14 protein-coding genes are annotated in these 16,883 nt (G+C 39.6%); 12 read left to right on the top strand and 2 right to left on the bottom strand.

Annotated elements, in window-relative coordinates:
- The first annotated feature begins 194 nt into the window (after window positions 1-194).
- The 3 genes from D1013_RS01920 to D1013_RS01930 all read left to right on the top strand — a co-directional run bounded on the left by D1013_RS01920 (window position 195) and on the right by D1013_RS01930 (window position 4,210).
- A complete protein-coding gene (locus tag D1013_RS01920) occupies window positions 195-401 on the top strand; it encodes a hypothetical protein (RefSeq protein WP_121847279.1) in 207 nt (68 codons plus the stop codon).
- Between the two features lie 284 nt (window positions 402-685).
- Window positions 686-1,321, top strand: coding sequence for a hypothetical protein (locus D1013_RS01925; protein WP_162987780.1), 636 nt, complete (start codon window positions 686-688; stop codon window positions 1,319-1,321).
- 60 nt (window positions 1,322-1,381) lie between these two features.
- The gene (locus D1013_RS01930) at window positions 1,382-4,210 is read left to right on the top strand and encodes a CHAT domain-containing protein (RefSeq protein WP_121847281.1); all 2,829 of its coding nucleotides are present in this window, start codon (window positions 1,382-1,384) and stop codon (window positions 4,208-4,210) included.
- Between the two features lie 21 nt (window positions 4,211-4,231).
- Here D1013_RS01930 and D1013_RS01935 read toward each other — a convergent pair whose 3' ends face one another.
- Entirely contained in the window at window positions 4,232-4,966 is a 735-nt protein-coding gene (locus tag D1013_RS01935) for a tetratricopeptide repeat protein (protein ID WP_121847282.1), read from the bottom strand.
- On the bottom strand, window positions 4,959-5,513 hold the full coding sequence (locus D1013_RS01940; RefSeq protein WP_121847283.1) for an RNA polymerase sigma factor: 555 nt from the start codon (window positions 5,511-5,513) through the stop codon (window positions 4,959-4,961). The genes D1013_RS01935 and D1013_RS01940 overlap by 8 nt, the downstream gene beginning before the upstream one ends.
- 117 nt (window positions 5,514-5,630) lie before the next feature.
- On the opposite strand from D1013_RS01940, the gene D1013_RS01945 reads away from it, so the two are divergent.
- The 9 genes from D1013_RS01945 (at window position 5,631) to D1013_RS01985 (ending at window position 16,777) form a co-directional block, all read left to right on the top strand.
- Window positions 5,631-7,721, top strand: coding sequence for a hypothetical protein (locus tag D1013_RS01945; protein ID WP_121847284.1), 2,091 nt, complete (start codon window positions 5,631-5,633; stop codon window positions 7,719-7,721).
- A 27-nt stretch (window positions 7,722-7,748) separates the two neighbouring features.
- On the top strand, window positions 7,749-8,102 hold the full coding sequence (locus D1013_RS01950) for a hypothetical protein (protein ID WP_162987781.1): 354 nt from the start codon (window positions 7,749-7,751) through the stop codon (window positions 8,100-8,102).
- Window positions 8,103-8,115: 13 nt separating this feature from the next.
- Window positions 8,116-8,727, top strand: coding sequence for a hypothetical protein (locus tag D1013_RS01955; protein ID WP_162987782.1), 612 nt, complete (start codon window positions 8,116-8,118; stop codon window positions 8,725-8,727).
- Window positions 8,728-8,756: 29 nt separating this feature from the next.
- Window positions 8,757-9,122: a DUF4870 domain-containing protein gene (locus D1013_RS01960; protein ID WP_121847287.1), complete on the top strand. Its 366-nt coding sequence runs from the start codon at window positions 8,757-8,759 to the stop codon at window positions 9,120-9,122.
- Between the two features lie 289 nt (window positions 9,123-9,411).
- The gene (locus tag D1013_RS01965; protein ID WP_121847288.1) at window positions 9,412-9,651 is read left to right on the top strand and encodes a hypothetical protein; all 240 of its coding nucleotides are present in this window, start codon (window positions 9,412-9,414) and stop codon (window positions 9,649-9,651) included.
- Window positions 9,652-9,692: 41 nt separating this feature from the next.
- A complete protein-coding gene (locus D1013_RS01970; protein WP_162987783.1) occupies window positions 9,693-10,178 on the top strand; it encodes a T9SS type A sorting domain-containing protein in 486 nt (161 codons plus the stop codon).
- Window positions 10,179-10,183: 5 nt separating this feature from the next.
- Entirely contained in the window at window positions 10,184-12,904 is a 2,721-nt protein-coding gene (locus D1013_RS01975) for a tail fiber domain-containing protein (RefSeq protein ID WP_121847290.1), read from the top strand.
- Between the two features lie 275 nt (window positions 12,905-13,179).
- Complete coding sequence (locus D1013_RS01980; RefSeq protein WP_121847291.1) at window positions 13,180-14,166, top strand: ribonucleotide-diphosphate reductase subunit beta; 987 nt, start codon at window positions 13,180-13,182, stop codon at window positions 14,164-14,166.
- A 127-nt stretch (window positions 14,167-14,293) separates the two neighbouring features.
- Window positions 14,294-16,777, top strand: a complete 2,484-nt coding sequence (locus D1013_RS01985) for a ribonucleoside-diphosphate reductase subunit alpha (protein WP_121847292.1) — start codon at window positions 14,294-14,296, stop codon at window positions 16,775-16,777.
- Window positions 16,778-16,883: the final 106 nt, after the last annotated feature.

The raw sequence follows: 16,883 nt of genomic DNA on the forward strand, positions 1-16,883 counted from the left end.
TACCTACAACATTTTTTCAAAATTATTACAATCAAATGTTTACCTCTCTCTTTAATAGGTACTAACCTGTATAAAGGTAAAGAGCTTAAATCATGGGTGTTACATACCTTTTATAAAAGGTTACATATGTGGCATCAACTGATTGGGCAAAAAATTAAATTCAAAGTGAATAACAACCATTAAAGTGTAAGGTCATGAAAACTAAAGTTTTAAAATTGGTAGCTGCTTATTTATTTATCAGCTTTTGCTTAAATGCATGTTCTAAAGAGCAGGAATTATTTGTTGATTGCCTGTATGGATTAGATTGTCCATACGAGGATGAAGATTCCATCAAAGGAGAAAATTCTATTGAGGATACCACTAGTACCGATTTTGATCAATCGAAAGAGAACGGTCAGTGATTTATCAAAAGGTTTAGAGATGATAAAAGAGACCGATTTTCAGGAAGAAGTGTATATCGCCTTGATATTACTGGCCATGTTTTTAGTAGCGTCAAATCTGGTCGTAGCGGCCATTATATATTAAAAACACGGAATACTTAGAAGCACATTAGCCTTCTATACAGCATACGAAGCATTTTATACAAGAAATATTGTATGGTAGGCTTTATAAATCGAATTTCAATATTTATGCACAATCTAACCTTAAATACAACCTGTCCAATAAAATGAAAATGATGAAAACTATGACTATATCTGTAATTGTAATATTTCTGACTTTCGCCATCGCCTGTTCGAAAGATGATGTTGCCGAAGTAGCCAATGATGAGTTGGTCGCTGTCAATTTGACTTATAGCTCTGTTCAAGAAACCAATTATTTAAATGGAGCAGAATTATTTAAACATGCTGCCATTGCTGAACAGCTAAAGGTTCGTAATCAAATTGCCTCATTGACCGAGGCTATTCGCGCTGGCAAAAAGCATCTTTTGCCACAATTAGAGGCGGCCCAAAAGAAAGAGGCATCAATTGAAGCTTCTAAAGAAGGCATTAGTATGATCAGACTTCCCAAAGTTCCGTATCCTCCAAGACCACCAAGAGGCTGTTTTGAAGACCCTCAAACGAATTGTGGAGTTCCTAAAATAAACCTTTCGGAATACGGGGGCATTCAAATAACCGATGAAATGGAATCTACTCGAATAGAGATTTTAGATAGTAAGAACAAAATCGTTGGGAAGAGTGCGGGTATTTCCTCTACAAAAGGAGGAATGAAGGTCTTATTACTAAAATCTGAATTGAAGGGTAAAGGAACACTTCGAATAAGACCCGATGGACGAATTGCCGATAAAAGTCTATATTTAGATTTGCCGGTTTTCAAAGAGTAATTGTTTAACCACACCAAAAAACTGGAAGTCCTGAAGAGCATATCTTCAGGACTTTTGTGCATGAGAAAAATTAAGTTCGCCATATTACTTCTTTCGGTTCTGACCATGGCCCTATCTCAAGCTCAAAGTCTTGAAAAGGCTTTTGAGAAGGCCCTTCAATTTCATTATACCCAAAAAGATAGTGCCTATCATTACTATGAAATCGTCATAGCCTTGGCCAAACAGCAAAATGACAAAGAAGCCGAAATTTTGGGTCTCACCTATTTGCTAAATGCCAATAACAATTATTATGATTTGGAAGGTCAAAGCCAAAACATACGCCGTGCCGATTCGTTGGTCAAGAATACTCCAGATATCGATAGCATTTCTATGGGGCCCTATTTTAAAGACAATTTGTTTTTCGAAAAAGGCTCATACCAATATAAGTTGAAAAACTATGGTCTGGCTGAAAGCAACTTTTACGATTATTACGAGAAACTAAAGTCTATACCCGATGCTGAACTAACTCGAGTTGAAATCGATATGATATCGGCATTATTAAGCTATTTGGGCCTTTGTTATCGCCATTCGGGCAAGTATGAAGAGGCCGAAATTTATTTTAAAAAAGATATCGATTGGGTGCGAACATACCAAGACAGTATTCCCGAATGGCAATCGACGGTTTTCAATACCAAAAAACTATTGTCTCAGGTTTATGAAGTGCAGGGGAGGTATGAATGGGCCAATCAATTATTAAAAGAGGCTTTAAAGTTCTACCGTTCTAGATTAGAAGACCCGCAACAGAAGAATAATTTTACTTCCACTTTTATACTGCTTTCCGAAAATTTGATAGAGCAACATCAATATGCGGAGGCTCTTGAAGTGTTGAATTCAAATCAAGGCTTAATAGAAGGCGAAAATACTTTTTCAAAAGAAGTAAGTGTACTTTATGGGGATGTCTACACAGGATTGAAAGACTACAATAAAGCTGAGGAATTTTACCAAAAGGCCTTAAATGGTTTCAAAACTTATCGGAGTAACAAACCCCATGAAGACGTCGCCGGTGTGCTGGCAAAAATGGCAAAAATGGCCTTAAAGCAGGGTGATTATGAACAAGGTTTGAATATAATCGTTGATGCCTATAAGTCTGCAGGCAGCCATCTTCAAGATTTGGACCCGAATGCTAATCCGGATCCGACATTGGTTTTCAATAAAATTCAGTACTTAGAACTTCTCGATATAAAACTTCAATTATTGAACTTAGGGTACAAAATCTCTAATGATGATGTTTATTTAGAGTTGGCCTTGAGAACGAATTACAAAATATTGGAAACCTTTGATTTACTGAAGAATGAATTTGATAGCAAACTTGACAAACAGCTGTTGATCGAAAGGGTTTATCCCATGTTTGATAGAATGCTTGAGGTCACTTATGGGGCTTATTCGATTAGCCCATCACCTGAATATTTTGAACTGGCACTGACCATTACTGAAAAGAATAAAGATTTTGTACTGCTGGAAGCTCTTAGAGGGGCCCAAGCTACCGCCTATGGTGAAGTGCCAAAAAATATTATTGAAAAGGAAACCAGGTTGAGAGCAGAGATAGGTCAAATTGAGAAAAATTTCTTTGAGACTAATGATGAATCGGTTTATTCAGAACGTTTGTTTCAGGCAAAACAAGAGTACTTCCGTTTCTTAGATTCATTAAAAATCAAACATCCTAAATACCATCGTTTAAAATACAATAATGAAACGACTACCCTGAAAGATATTAGAGAGCGATTATATAAAGGTCATCAAACCCTTATTTCGTATACCCTTGCCGAAGATTTCGCATATATACTGATTTTCACAAAGAATGAAGAGCGGTTTTTAAAACTTCCATTTACGCAAGAGAGCAGAAGCAAGGTGCTGGAGTTCTATGAGCTTATTTCAAAACCTGAGCTGAACAGTGGCCTAAAGGATATTAAGGTTCTCGGGGAGCACTTATATCAGTCGTTGCTTGAAAAGCCGCTTCAAGATATTACTTCTACCGACCTAACGGTTATCCGCGATGCAGAATTACATTATTTACCATTTGATTTACTCGTGAAAAATGGGGAGTATTTGGTATATGAAAAAAGCATCTCTTATGGCAATTCGATAACGTCTTTGATAGAGTTAGAGGCAAAGAGTGGAGAGGTTAAAAACGAGCTTTTGGCTTTTGCACCTTCTTTTGAAACTGATGGCGAGCCTACTGATAGCAGACAATTTGGTCAATTGCTCTACAATGATGATGAGGTTCATAAAATACAAACTTATTTTAAGGCCAATGCCGTAACGAACGAATCCGCTACGTTAAATAATTTCATATCTCAAGCCTCAGACTATCGTTTCATACATTTGGCTACCCACGCCTCTGCCAATGATGCTTACCCTGATTATTCCTATTTGGCTTTCACACAAAATGACACGCTGAACAGTAACATATTGTACGTCAAAGACCTTTATGATGCCCATATTCCGGCAGAAATGGTAACGTTAAGTGCTTGCCAAACAGGTATTGGGAAACTTCAAAAAGGGCAAGGTATGTTGAGCTTATCAAAAGGGTTCTACTATGCCGGAGCGAAATCACTAGTGAATACCTTATGGAAAATCAATGACCGAAGCAGCATAGCGATTATGGGCGCTTTTTATGAGGAATTAAGTGAAGGCAAATCAAAGAGTGAGGCGTTGCGGCAGGCCAAAGTCAAATATTTAAAATCTCTTGATGATGATTACCTAAAACACCCCTATTATTGGGGAGCTTTCACTGTTTCGGGCAATAATTCACCAGTTGTCAATCCTATCAATTATTGGGTATGGGCTGTAATGGCAGTATTGATAGTTTTTGGTACTTTCTTGGTACTCAAAAAAACGAGGAAGTCATGATAGTTTAATTGCCTCAGTGGATTATTCAAGTTCGGCGATTAACTTTTTGGCCGTTTTAGCTTTAAAACCACCCTTCGTAATTAGTTCTTTTAAAAGCAACTTGCTTTTCGCGGTTTCGTTCAAACGTAGATAGCACAATGCCAAATACCACTGGGCACGGTCTTTCAGTTCTCCGTTCGTTGAAATATAATTTGAGAATAAATCGGCGGCCTCTTCATGTTTCTCAAGTTTCATTAACGAAATGGCTTCGTAGAAATTTAGGTAGGTGTCATTGCTTTTGTCATGTAATTCTTTAAAAAGCATCAGGGCCTTTTCGTAGTCTTGATTTTCATAGGCAATGAAAGCCTGGGTTCTTAGGTCTTCTAACTGTTGGCCGCGTTCAATGGGGTGAACCACATTTTCATAAGGGGCAAAATAGTCTTGATATAATTCGTCATGGTTTCTGCTCCCATTGTTGAAAATGACCAACCATGAACTAATACCGACTAATAACGCAACGGATGCGGCCATTAGCCAAGGTCGCATTTTTATGGTCTTTGATTCTTTGGTCGAAAGAGGGTTTTCATCCGATAATTCAGAAAAAAGTGACTTCAGTTCTTGTCGTTCTTCTTTTTTAAGAGACAATTTCAATTCCTTTTCAAAATCGAACTGTTCGGCAAATTCCTTGTTGGATGAATACAATTGTTCCAATTCCGAAAGTTCTTCCGGGGTGAGCGAATTTTCAAAATAACGGTTGATCAGTTCTTCCTTATCCATCTTTACGCTGAATTAAGTCTTTCAAAGATTTGAGGCACCTTGATTTCTGACTTTTTACGACATTTTTATTTTCATATCCCTGCACGGCCATGATTTCTTCAATCTTGAGCCCTTGTAAATAAAACAGTTCTAGAATCCGCCTACATTTTTCACCTAGCTTTTTAAAATTGGCGACTAGCCACTTTTGCCTATCATTGGGCCCTTCATCTTCTAAAATTTCCTGCATGACTGACTTTTCTCTTTGATCAAAAACATAGTCGTCGTCTACATTAATTTCTTTAGAATCCCTGAATTTTTTAAAAAGCATAAACTTACCGATACTGAACAAGTATGTTTTCAAACTGCTTTTAATCGTGTCAAGTTTTCCGTTCTGTGCGTTTTCATAAAGTGCAATCAGTGCATCTTGAAAAATATCTTCGAGCGTACTCTGGTCAGTTTCGTAGCGATTGGCAAACTTAAAGAACTCCCTTCTATAGTCATTATATACTTCCTTCAAAGCATTCCTGTCCCGATTCTTTAACTGTTTGATTAGTTGCTTATCGCTCATTAGTACCTTGGTATTCAATAGGTAAACATCTTAAATGTAAAAAAATTTATGGGCCAGATGTTTACCTCTTTCAAATTTCGGAACAAAAGAGTGTAAAACCTTTAAAAACATAAGATTATGAAAACGAAAAATGTAATGTATATCTCACTTGTTACGCTATTGATAATGGCTTGTTCTAAAAGTGAACTTGAGAACCAGACCCCAATTGATATGGAGAGTACACCTCAGGAAGAGGAAACGGTAGAACTAATCTCTATTGACAGTTTGATTGGCACCTGGGTAAGAATTGCAAGCAATAACCCTACAAATGACGGCATGTTGATAGAAGTTGATGGCAACAAGGGTACCATAATTGATAAACGCGGAACTGATTTTGAAAATGGTGAGGTGAAATGGAATGAAATTACTCCGTATGATTTTGAAAGTTATAACTATGAAGAGCTTGGTAGCGATAGAAACTATTACAACGCAGTAATCACATTTAAACAAGATGATACTCTGCGTATAAATGTAGGTTCGTCTGGCGCCGGTAATGAACAAAAATGGGTTCGTGAGGGTCAATATAAGCCCGAAGAGCCGGGGGTCAGTGAAAAAACCCAGGTTTTGGCATGCGATATAACCGAAACAACTACTTTAGTAAATGGCCCAGCTGAAATTGATTACCTAGTAGAATGTGTGGTAGATATTACCGCTGCTCTTACCATTGAACCGGGCGTGGTTATCGCCTTTAAAGAAAATGCAGGTTTAGGGGTCTATGATGAAGGAATTATAACGGCGGTAGGTAGAGATACCAACCCGATTACCTTTACAGGCACAAGCCATATTCAGGGTTGGTGGCGTGGAGTACATATTGAAACCCGCTCCGTTAACAATAAGTTAGAATACATTAACATTGAAGATGCCGCTTCCAATTACGTTTACTGCTGCAATCAAGCGGCCAGTATATTTCTGAAAGGGGCAAAAGTGTCTTTAAAAAACCTTCAACTTTCAAACGGGGGCGGTTCGGGTATTTATATAAATTCTAGTACGGTACTAGACGCATATAGTAATATAAGAATTGAAGGTCATCTAGATTATCCCGTAAAGTTGGCTCCAGAATCCGTAGGGTATTTAGATAGTACGGGTTCCGATTACAGTGGCAATACAAATGATTTTGTTTTTATAGAAAATGGAGATTTAAAGACAAATACCATATGGCAAAAACTAAATGTTCCTTATTTAATTGAGAATGGTGTTTTAGATGTGACTGCTGGCCTGACCATTGAACCGGGAGTAGAAATTGCCTTTGAAGAAGGTAGTGGTATTGGGGTTTACGATAGTGGGTGGTTAAAAGTAAGTGGACTGGATAACAACCCAGTAATTATGAGAGGTTTGTCTTCGGTACGTGGGTCTTGGAGGGGCCTTCATTTAGAAACGTACAGTGAGAATAATCAAATCAATTACTTAAACATTTCCGATGCTGGTGGTGATTATGTTTACTGCTGCAATGAAAAAGCCTCCATTCTATTAAAGTCAGGCAATGCCAGTTTTACGAATACCAACATAAGCAATGGAAAAGGCTTTGGTATTGTTGCCCTACAAAATTTCACTTTTGATGCTTTTCATGCCAATACAATAACCACTCATTCAGAGGCTCCGGTCAAAATTAGCTCGAAGTTTTTAAATGATTTCGATGGTGAAAACTCCTCTTATACAGGTAACGATAAGGATTACGTGTTGTTGGTTTCTGATGGAATTACTGAAACTACCACGGTCAGGGCTCTAGATGTACCGTATAGAATAGAATCTAACAAAGTGCTTGACATTACCGCTCCATTGAACATTTTGGCCGGTACCGTCTTCGAATTCGAGAGTAACGCAGGGCTCGGGGTTTATGATAATGGTTATTTAAATGCCACAGGCACCTCCGAAAAAAAGATTCTTTTTATGGGGCTAGACGATTCAGCAGGAACTTGGCGGGGTATTCATGTAGAGACCAACAGTTCGAATAACCGATTGATATATAATGAAGTAAGTGGCGCAGGATCCAACTATGTGTATTGCTGTAGTGATAAAACTGCCGTTTACCTCAAATCAGGAAAACTCAGGGTTGAAAACAGCCTCATTGAAAAGAGTGGAGGTTGTGGTATCTCAGTCAGAGCTGGTGCTGATCTTACTCAGAATAATATAGCCTTTAATGAAAATACAGAGGGAAATATCTGTGAATAAAACAGCACAAATCTTAAATGAAATAATATGAAAACGCTACTAATTAAAAACCAACTACTGGTTGCATGTGTATTAATGAGCCTTGTCTTTTTATTTTCTTGTGATAAAGACAGCCCACTGAACCCTGCAGGTGCCTGTTTCGGTGGCAATTGGTCACTTCAATATGCCGATGAGCTGGAGACATGGTCGAATGCCGCCCAAGCATATGCCGATGACCCAACACCATCCAATTGTGCCAATTATAAAAGCGCAGCTAAAGATTATTATGATGCGCTGAACGATGTTTATGATTGCGTTCCTACCGCTAGTAGACAAGAAATCGATCAAGCTATTAAAGAGGCCAAGGCTGAAATTGATGCGCAAGATTGTAATCAGCAATAAAAAAGCTAAGAAAATGAGACAAATAGCAATACCGCTTATACTGGCCATTTTGAGCATTTCATGTATGGGTGAGGCCAAAGAAAAACTACAGAAGGCCAAAACAGGCTTTTCGAATGCCACATCAATAGTTAAAGATGTGAGTAGTATGGAATCTAAAATAGAAGAACTAAAAGAGGCCACACCTTTGACCCATGAGCAACTAAAGAGTTGGTTGCCGCATGAACTGGATGATATGAAAAGAACGGCCTTTAAAACGGGGCAAGCAGGTATGTACAAGGTCAATTCTGTAGAAGGTGTTTATAAGAACGAAGATAATGGTCGAGAGGTCAAGATTACCATTGTTGATGGTGCTGGACCTACAGGAAGTATGATGGCAGCAGGATATGGAATGTTGGGCAATCTTGATATGGAGGAGGAAGATGAACAAAAGCACCGGAAAGTTGTTGAGGTTGGAGGTGTTAAGGCCCAGCAGACCCACTATAAAAAAAGGAATAATACTCAACTGATGTTCTCGTACAGAAATCGATTTCTGGCAACTTTTTTTGGTAATGAAATAGGCCCGGAGGAATCTTGGAAGCTAGTGAAACAATTAAAACTAGAAGCTTTAGTAGAACTGGCAGAGTAAAAAATTTGAAATAATATAAATGATAAAAAATGGAAACAATAGAAACAGAATTCAACGAAGAAAAAGCAAGTGATAGGGTGAATGAAGATGCCAAAAGAATAGCAATTATAAGTTACATCACTGTAATCGGTCTAGTGATAGCCTTTGTAATGAACAATGAGAAAAAGCATTCTTATGCTCATTACCACATACGACAGTCCATCGGTCTTTGCCTTACCGGATTTGCCTTGGCCATTGTCGGTGTCATACCTATTATCGGGTGGCTTATCAACATTGTCGGCATATTTTTTCTTTTTTATATGTGGGTTATTGCCTTGGTGAATGCCATAAGCGGTAAAGAAAACCCCGCTCCTCTCTTAGGGAGGAAATATGAAGAATGGTTCAAGACCATTTAAGATAGTGGTTTAAAAAAACCTAAGGCGCTCATTAAATGAGCGCCTTTTTCTTTTGTTGTGGAAGGTGGCGATGCATAAAGGGCGAAAAATGTAATCCCTACAAGAAGTACGCCCAGCTATACAAATTTACTTCGCTAATTGCCAACTTAGACTAACTTAATGTCGATATAAAAATCTTATAATCAGCATTATAAGTAAGTACTACCTCTTTGCTTTTTATAAGGTGTCCAATGGCATCCTTTGATGTGCAAAGAATTTTTTGTCTAACAATAACTTTAAAACCAACTATATGAAAACTTCGTTAGTTCTAATGCTCGCTATTTTTTTGAATACGGCATTCATTTTTGCCGAGCCCGTTTTAGCCTTTGTTCAAACTTTCAATCCTGTAGTACTTTTTATTCTTGAAGGTATTTTGATTTTGGGGTACAGCATCAACAGATTTTTAGGAGACTTTTCAAAAGCGGTAGAGATAAGCTTTGATTCTATTGAATTGTTCGTCTATAAAAAGAAAAGGTCTCACCGACGTTAACCTATATCGATTTTCGCCATTAAAGATAAAACATGATAAAGATGAAAGCACTTATTACATGCATGGCTCTTACTGTTTCAGTATTTCACTTCATATGTGCCCAGTCTATAGAAAGAAGTGTCATAGGCAGCGCGGGAGAACTTCTTTCGTTTGGCGGTCAAAGTCTTAATTACACCCTGGGCGAAAGCGTTGTAGGCTATATAGCTGGCCCCACGTCTATCGACCAAGGTTTTTGGGTCGGTAAGGGTATTTTGGTTATTCCCCTTCCAGTCGAAAATGAAGAAAATATACAGATACGTGTATATCCAAATCCGGTAATCGATCATATAACAATCTATACTGGAGAAGAAGAAATTCTTGCCATGCAGGTTTTTGGGGTTAACGCGCAAAGGGTACTACATCAATCTGTAGAGAGTCGGCAAGTAGAACAAAAGCTTGATTTGAGTCACCTTTCAAAGGGGGTCTATATACTTCAATTATTGGTAAAGGGTAAAAGTTTAAAGGAATACAAAATTATAAAGAACTGAAGATTATGAAAAAGAATTACTTCTTGTGGTTGGTGGCCATTTTTCTTTTTGTTTCAATGAAATCGTATGGCCAAGAGATTCAAAAAAATTACATCAATTATCAAGGTATTGCTAGAGGTGCAGATGGTAATCTTTTGGAAGAAGAAAATATTGAGATTGGAATCGCCCTTCGTTTCGGTAGTTCGGCGGCAACGGTGGTTTATGAAGAGGCACACCAATTAGAGACCGATGCTAACGGGGTCTTTAATCTTCAAATTGGAGATGGAAACCTAATTAATGGAAGTTACGCCAGTCTACCTTGGGGCAATGCGGCCTTTATGACAGTGTCGATGAACGGAGTAGAGGTAGGTACAACCGAACTGATGGCTGTGCCCTATGCCATTGCTTCGGGTGACAAGCAATGGGTGGTCAATGGTTCTGATATTGAAAACAAGAACGAAGGGGAGGTTGCCATTCAGAATAATTTGCGGGTCAAAGGAGGGTTTAACCTGAGCACCGGTAATCAAGTAAACGAGATTTCAGATAATGGAACTCTTTCAGAGAACAGCAATGGTATACTGCCAACACAAAGAGCGGTAAAGACCTATGTAGACAATCGATTCTTTGCCGGTGGGGGAGTTGAACAGAATGCGGGTGAAGTACCCTATGACAACACAGTATCTGGATTGACCGCTGTTAATGCTCAAGATGCGATAGATGAATTGGCTTCGGCAGGGGGAGGAGCCGATGCGGATGCAGACCCAACAAATGAACTACAGAATTTAACTCTTACCGGTACGAACTTAGAGATATCAGACGGTACCGGTGTTGACCTTTCAGGAATCATTCCTCCAGGAGGAACCGATGACCAAACGGCAGCAGAGGTTCCTTTCAACAATACAGGTACGGGTCTGGTGGCTACCGATACGCAATCGGCCTTGGAAGAGCTTGCTGCGGGGGGCTTGGTAGACACCGATAATCAAGATTTATCGCTTTCAGGAACTGTTTTGAATATTACAGACGGTACCGGCGTTGACCTTTCAGGGATTATCCCTCCAGGGGGAACCGATGACCAAACAGCAGCAGAGGTTCCTTTCAACAATACAGGTACGGGTTTGGCGGCAACTGATGCGCAGGCGGCTTTGGAAGAACTGGCAGCGGGAGGTCTGGTAGATACCGATGATCAAGGTTTGATTTTGATTGGTGATGTACTGAGCATCGAAGATGGTGCTGGTTCAGTTGATTTAAGTAATTACATAGATGTTACCGGAGAAAGCGGACTGCTAGTGGGAGATGGCGCTAATATTTCCGGTTTGGAAGGAACTGCTGATGGCCAGGTGGCCAAGTGGAATGCTGCTTTGGGCCAGTGGATTGCTGGAACCGATGAAATTAGTGGAGGAGGTAGTTCTCTTTGGGAAGAAAATGGCAGTGATATTTATTTTGATAGCGGAAGTGTTGGTGTCGGAAATAGTGCTCCAGGAGTAGAGAGTGGAGCAAGTACTTATTTAACGGTTGCTACCGGTACTAGCCCTGGAGATAACGCCTTGGCTTCCGTCGAAATACAGGGCGGGCAAGGTTCTACCAACCAACCCATAGGAAGGCTAGATTTTATTTCTAATTCTTCCCCAGGAAATTCTGCTATAACAAGAATTGAGACCAAAACGGCCGGCGGCGCTCAGTTTAGGGGTGATTTAGGCTTTTTTACCAAAGATGGCGCCGCATACGGAAGTAGCACCTTGCAGGAAAGATTGACTATAAAATATAATGGTAATATAGGTGTCGGGGTTACGAACCCAACAGAAAAACTAGATGTTGATGGTACCATCAAGTCAAGAGATTTGGCGGGTGCTGGTCAAAGAAACGTGGTAGCCGACGCCAATGGAAATCTTGTAATCGGGGGTTCGGGTGCAGGCAGTTCTTTGTGGTCTGTGAACGGTACTAATATTCACTTTAATACCGGAAATGTAGGTATCGGTACAGCGACGCCAAGTTCGCCAATTGAAATAGTATCCATTAATGATAGTCCCATCTTAATTGAATCAACGCGCGCTGATGGCAATGGTTGGATCCGCTTTAACAAGCCATCCGGTAGAATCGGATATGTAGGCATGTATAGTAATAACGGGGTAAATGATATTGAAATGGGTACTACGGGAAATAATACCTCCGGTAGGTTGCACCTAACCTCAAGAGGTAATCCAAGACTTACTGTAGATGATAACAATGTTGGTGTAGGTACAACTTCACCTTCTGCCAAACTACATATTAATCAAGGTGGACAAGCAGTTGGTACAGGCCTGCGGTTTAGTGACGGAATCAATGATGACTGGGATATAACCCATGGTTTTGGATTAAGGTTTCATTATGGAGGAGTTTTGCGTGGGTTTATAAATGCAAACAATGGAGCTTACGTTCAAAGTTCTGATAAACGTTTAAAATCAGAAATTGAACCTTTAGAGAACGTTTTGGGCAAAGTCAAAGAATTAAGGCCCAGTACCTATTATTACAAATCCGATATCAATAGAAATAGAACTATAGGTCTTATAGCACAAGAAGTACAGGGTCTTTTTCCTGAACTCGTATCTTCTAACAATGAAGATGGCATGCTGGGGTTAGACTATAGTGTCTTTGCGGTTATTGCGATTAAGGCCATTCAAGAACAGCAAACCTTAATTGAGACTCAATCCGAACGTATAATGGCCTTAGAGGCAAGACTCGTAAGATTAGAAAAAAATCTGTCAAAATAGGGTTAGTTGAGTTTAGTTGCTTATAAACCAAAAAGTATGTTTTCAATATACTTTTTGGTTTAATTTTTTATTCGACTTTTATCTAGTGAACCCCCGTATTCTCTAAGGGCAATGTATATCACCTGTCAAGGTACATTTCAACAATTTGTGTTAAAAACTTTATAAGAGAAATAGCCGCCAGCGCCCTTGAAAGCAGCGGTTTTTTTTCATCTTTGTTAACCCATCACGAGGGAAACCGTTCATCCCATCACACAATTTTTTTAAAAAATTTAAATATGTCCACCGCTGTAGAGCCTATTCTGGAAGAAAATGACGACCGCTTTGTAATCTTTCCTATTCAACATCATGATCTTTGGGAATGGTACAAAAAATGTGAGGCCTGTTTTTGGACAGCGGAAGAAATCGATCTTCATGAAGATTTGAACGACTGGAACAATAAGTTAAATGAAGATGAACATTATTTCATTAAACATATCTTGGCGTTTTTTGCTGCCTCAGATGGTATAGTGAACGAAAATTTGGCCGAAAACTTCGTAAGCGAGGTGCAGTATCCCGAAGCCAAATTTTTCTACGGCTTTCAGATTATGATGGAGAATATTCATTCTGAAACGTATTCACTCTTAATCGATACTTATGTAAAGGATGAGAAAGAAAAGAATGTGTTGTTCAAGGCCATTGAAAACTTTCCCGCTATCAAGAAAAAAGCCGATTGGGCGTTGAACTGGATAGAGTCTCCAAGCTTTGCAGAGCGCTTAATAGCTTTTGCTGCCGTTGAAGGTATTTTCTTTTCTGGGGCTTTTTGCTCTATTTTCTGGTTGAAAAAGAGAGGCTTGATGCCAGGTCTTACCTTTTCGAACGAATTGATTTCAAGAGATGAGGGTATGCACTGTGATTTTGCCGTACATCTTCATAACAAGCACCTGATCAATAAGGTTCCTAAAGAGCGAATTACTCAGATTCTAACGAATGCTTTGACCATAGAAAGAGAGTTTATTACCGAATCTTTGCCAGTGAGCTTAATCGGTATGAACGCAAAATTGATGACTCAATATTTAGAATTTGTTACCGATAGGTTGTTGGTCGAACTGGGTTGCGATAAGGTGTATAATGTCACCAACCCTTTTGATTTTATGGATATGATTTCCCTACAGGGAAAGACCAACTTCTTTGAAAAAAGGGTTTCAGAGTACCAGAAGGCAGGTGTTCTTAACAAAGACAAAGACGAAGATTCTCAAAAAATCAGCTTCGACGCAGATTTTTAGACCCATTATAAAATTATTGCATGCGCCCCTTTGAGAAAAGGGGTTTTTGCGCCCGAAATATAAATTGTTAAAAAATTTAACAGAAAAAGACCCATTAATTTAGTTTCATCTTTAAAAAGTAGCCAAAATGTACGTAGTTAAAAGAGACGGAAGAAAAGAAATGGTCATGTTCGATAAGATCACGGCCAGAGTTAGAAAATTGTGTTATGGCCTTAACAGCCTTGTCGACCCCTTGAAGGTCGCGATGCGGGTAATCGAAGGTCTGTATGATGGTGTAACCACTTCTGAATTAGATAATTTAGCGGCTGAGATCGCTGCTACGATGACTACGACGCACCCTGATTATGCCAAATTGGCTGCGAGAATCTCTGTGTCTAACTTGCATAAGAATACCAAGAAATCTTTCTCGGCTACCATGAAAGATTTGTACGAGTATGTCAATCCGCGTACGAATAGAAAGGCACCGTTACTTTCCGATGAGGTGTACAATGTTATTTCAGAGCATAGCGACAGACTAGATTCAACGATTATTTACAACCGAGATTTTGGCTACGACTATTTTGGTTTTAAGACTTTAGAAAGATCGTACCTGTTAAAGATAAACGGTAAAATCGCCGAACGCCCTCAACATATGTTGATGAGGGTTTCTGTGGGTATTCACCTGAACGATATTGAAGCGGCCATCGAGACCTATGAGTTGATGTCTAAAAAATACTTCACCCATGCTACGCCCACTTTGTTCAATTCAGGAACGCCAAAACCACAAATGTCTTCCTGTTTTTTATTGGCAATGCAAGATGACAGTATCGATGGCATCTACGACACATTAAAGCAAACAGCTAAAATTAGCCAATCTGCCGGGGGCATCGGTCTCTCTATACACAATATTAGAGCTACGGGTTCTTATATAGCCGGCACAAACGGTACTTCGAACGGTATTGTGCCCATGCTAAAAGTTTTCAACGATACCGCCCGTTACGTGGATCAGGGTGGTGGAAAAAGAAAAGGAAGCTTTGCTATTTATATGGAGCCTTGGCATGCTGATATCTATGATTTTCTTGATTTGAAGAAAAATCATGGTAAGGAAGAAATGAGGGCTAGAGACCTTTTTTATGCAATGTGGATTTCCGACCTGTTCATGAAAAGGGTAGAGGCCAATGAAGAGTGGACGTTGATGTGCCCCAATGAATGCCCCGGTCTTTTTACTACACACAGTGAAGAATTCGAAGCGCTTTATACCCAATATGAGAAAGAGGGCAAAGGGCGTAAAACGGTGAAGGCCCGTGATTTGTGGGAAAAGATTCTTGAGTCTCAAATTGAGACCGGTACCCCTTACATGTTGTACAAAGATGCGGCCAACCGAAAAAGCAATCAGAAGAATTTAGGTACCATTCGTTCTTCCAACCTATGTACAGAAATTTTAGAATATACAGCGCCGGATGAGGTAGCCGTATGCAACTTGGCTTCCATAGCCTTACCTATGTTCGTTAAGAACGGTGCCTTTGATCATAAAGAACTGTTTAAAGTAACCAAAAGGGTGACCAGGAACTTGAACAGGGTAATCGATAGAAATTATTATCCGGTTCCGGAGGCTAAAAACTCGAACATGCGTCATCGTCCTGTAGGGCTTGGGGTTCAAGGTTTGGCCGATACCTTTATTATGCTCCGTTTGCCTTTTACAAGCGATGAAGCCAAAAATTTGAACCAAGAAATATTTGAAACGCTATACTATGCGTCGGTTACTGCTTCTATGGAGTTGGCAAAAGAAGAGGGCACGTACTCTTCATACGAAGGGTCGCCCATTTCCCAGGGTGAGTTTCAGCACAATCTATGGGGTATAAAAGACGAAGAACTATCCGGAAGATGGGATTGGGCAAAACTTAGAAAAGACGTTCAGAAGAACGGTGTTCGTAACTCTTTGTTGGTGGCACCGATGCCTACCGCTTCCACATCTCAAATTTTAGGAAACAATGAGTGCTTCGAACCATATACCTCGAATATTTATACCAGAAGGGTACTTTCTGGTGAGTTTATCGTAGTCAACAAGCACCTTCTTGAAGACCTTGTTGAGTTGGGCTTATGGAATGAGAACATGAAGCAAGAGCTAATGCGTGCCAACGGATCGATTCAGCATATTGAGACCATTCCTCAAGAAATAAGAGATCTTTATAAAACAGTATGGGAGCTGAGCATGAAAGATATCATTGATATGAGCCGTCAAAGAGGTTATTTCATTGATCAAAGCCAATCATTGAACCTGTTCATGGAAAATGCCAACTATGCTAAGCTTACATCAATGCATTTTTATGCGTGGAAAAGCGGATTGAAAACAGGTATGTACTACCTGCGTACAAAAGCTGCGGTAGATGCCATTAAATTTACTTTGGATAATAGTAAGAAGAAAGCCGCTCCGGTCAGTGTAGCGGCCGCAGCAGAAGCAGAAGCGGTGGCTCCATCGGCGGAGGCAGCCGTTGCAATGGAAGTCAAATCAACACCTGAGCCTCAGCAAGAAGTTGATGTACAACCTTTGACACCTGAAGAAATGAGAGAAATGATAGCTAGGGCTAAAGAAGGGCAGGCCGATGACGACTGCTTAATGTGTGGTTCTTGATTAACAAACTGTAAAAGCATTCAAACCCTAGATTAAGTTCTAGGGTTTTTTTGTGCATTATGCTCTTGTTTTTATCTGGTAAGGGGGAAGGTGTATGAGTTATTCC

This window comes from Euzebyella marina, from assembly GCF_003687485.1.
In the GTDB taxonomy this organism is placed as follows: domain Bacteria; phylum Bacteroidota; class Bacteroidia; order Flavobacteriales; family Flavobacteriaceae; genus Euzebyella; species Euzebyella marina.

Bases quoted from the DNA above. Each gene is read 5' to 3' on its own strand.
- D1013_RS01920 (WP_121847279.1), top strand. From the start codon at position 195: ATGAAAACTAAAGTTTTAAAATTGGTAGCTGCTTATTTATTTATCAGC.
- D1013_RS01925 (WP_162987780.1), top strand. From the start codon at position 686: ATGACTATATCTGTAATTGTAATATTTCTGACTTTCGCCATCGCCTGT.
- D1013_RS01930 (WP_121847281.1), top strand. From the start codon at position 1,382: ATGAGAAAAATTAAGTTCGCCATATTACTTCTTTCGGTTCTGACCATG.
- D1013_RS01935 (WP_121847282.1), bottom strand. From the start codon at position 4,966: ATGGATAAGGAAGAACTGATCAACCGTTATTTTGAAAATTCGCTCACC.
- D1013_RS01940 (WP_121847283.1), bottom strand. From the start codon at position 5,513: ATGAGCGATAAGCAACTAATCAAACAGTTAAAGAATCGGGACAGGAAT.
- D1013_RS01945 (WP_121847284.1), top strand. From the start codon at position 5,631: ATGAAAACGAAAAATGTAATGTATATCTCACTTGTTACGCTATTGATA.
- D1013_RS01950 (WP_162987781.1), top strand. From the start codon at position 7,749: ATGAAAACGCTACTAATTAAAAACCAACTACTGGTTGCATGTGTATTA.
- D1013_RS01955 (WP_162987782.1), top strand. From the start codon at position 8,116: ATGAGACAAATAGCAATACCGCTTATACTGGCCATTTTGAGCATTTCA.
- D1013_RS01960 (WP_121847287.1), top strand. From the start codon at position 8,757: ATGGAAACAATAGAAACAGAATTCAACGAAGAAAAAGCAAGTGATAGG.
- D1013_RS01965 (WP_121847288.1), top strand. From the start codon at position 9,412: ATGAAAACTTCGTTAGTTCTAATGCTCGCTATTTTTTTGAATACGGCA.
- D1013_RS01970 (WP_162987783.1), top strand. From the start codon at position 9,693: ATGAAAGCACTTATTACATGCATGGCTCTTACTGTTTCAGTATTTCAC.
- D1013_RS01975 (WP_121847290.1), top strand. From the start codon at position 10,184: ATGAAAAAGAATTACTTCTTGTGGTTGGTGGCCATTTTTCTTTTTGTT.
- D1013_RS01980 (WP_121847291.1), top strand. From the start codon at position 13,180: ATGTCCACCGCTGTAGAGCCTATTCTGGAAGAAAATGACGACCGCTTT.
- D1013_RS01985 (WP_121847292.1), top strand. From the start codon at position 14,294: ATGTACGTAGTTAAAAGAGACGGAAGAAAAGAAATGGTCATGTTCGAT.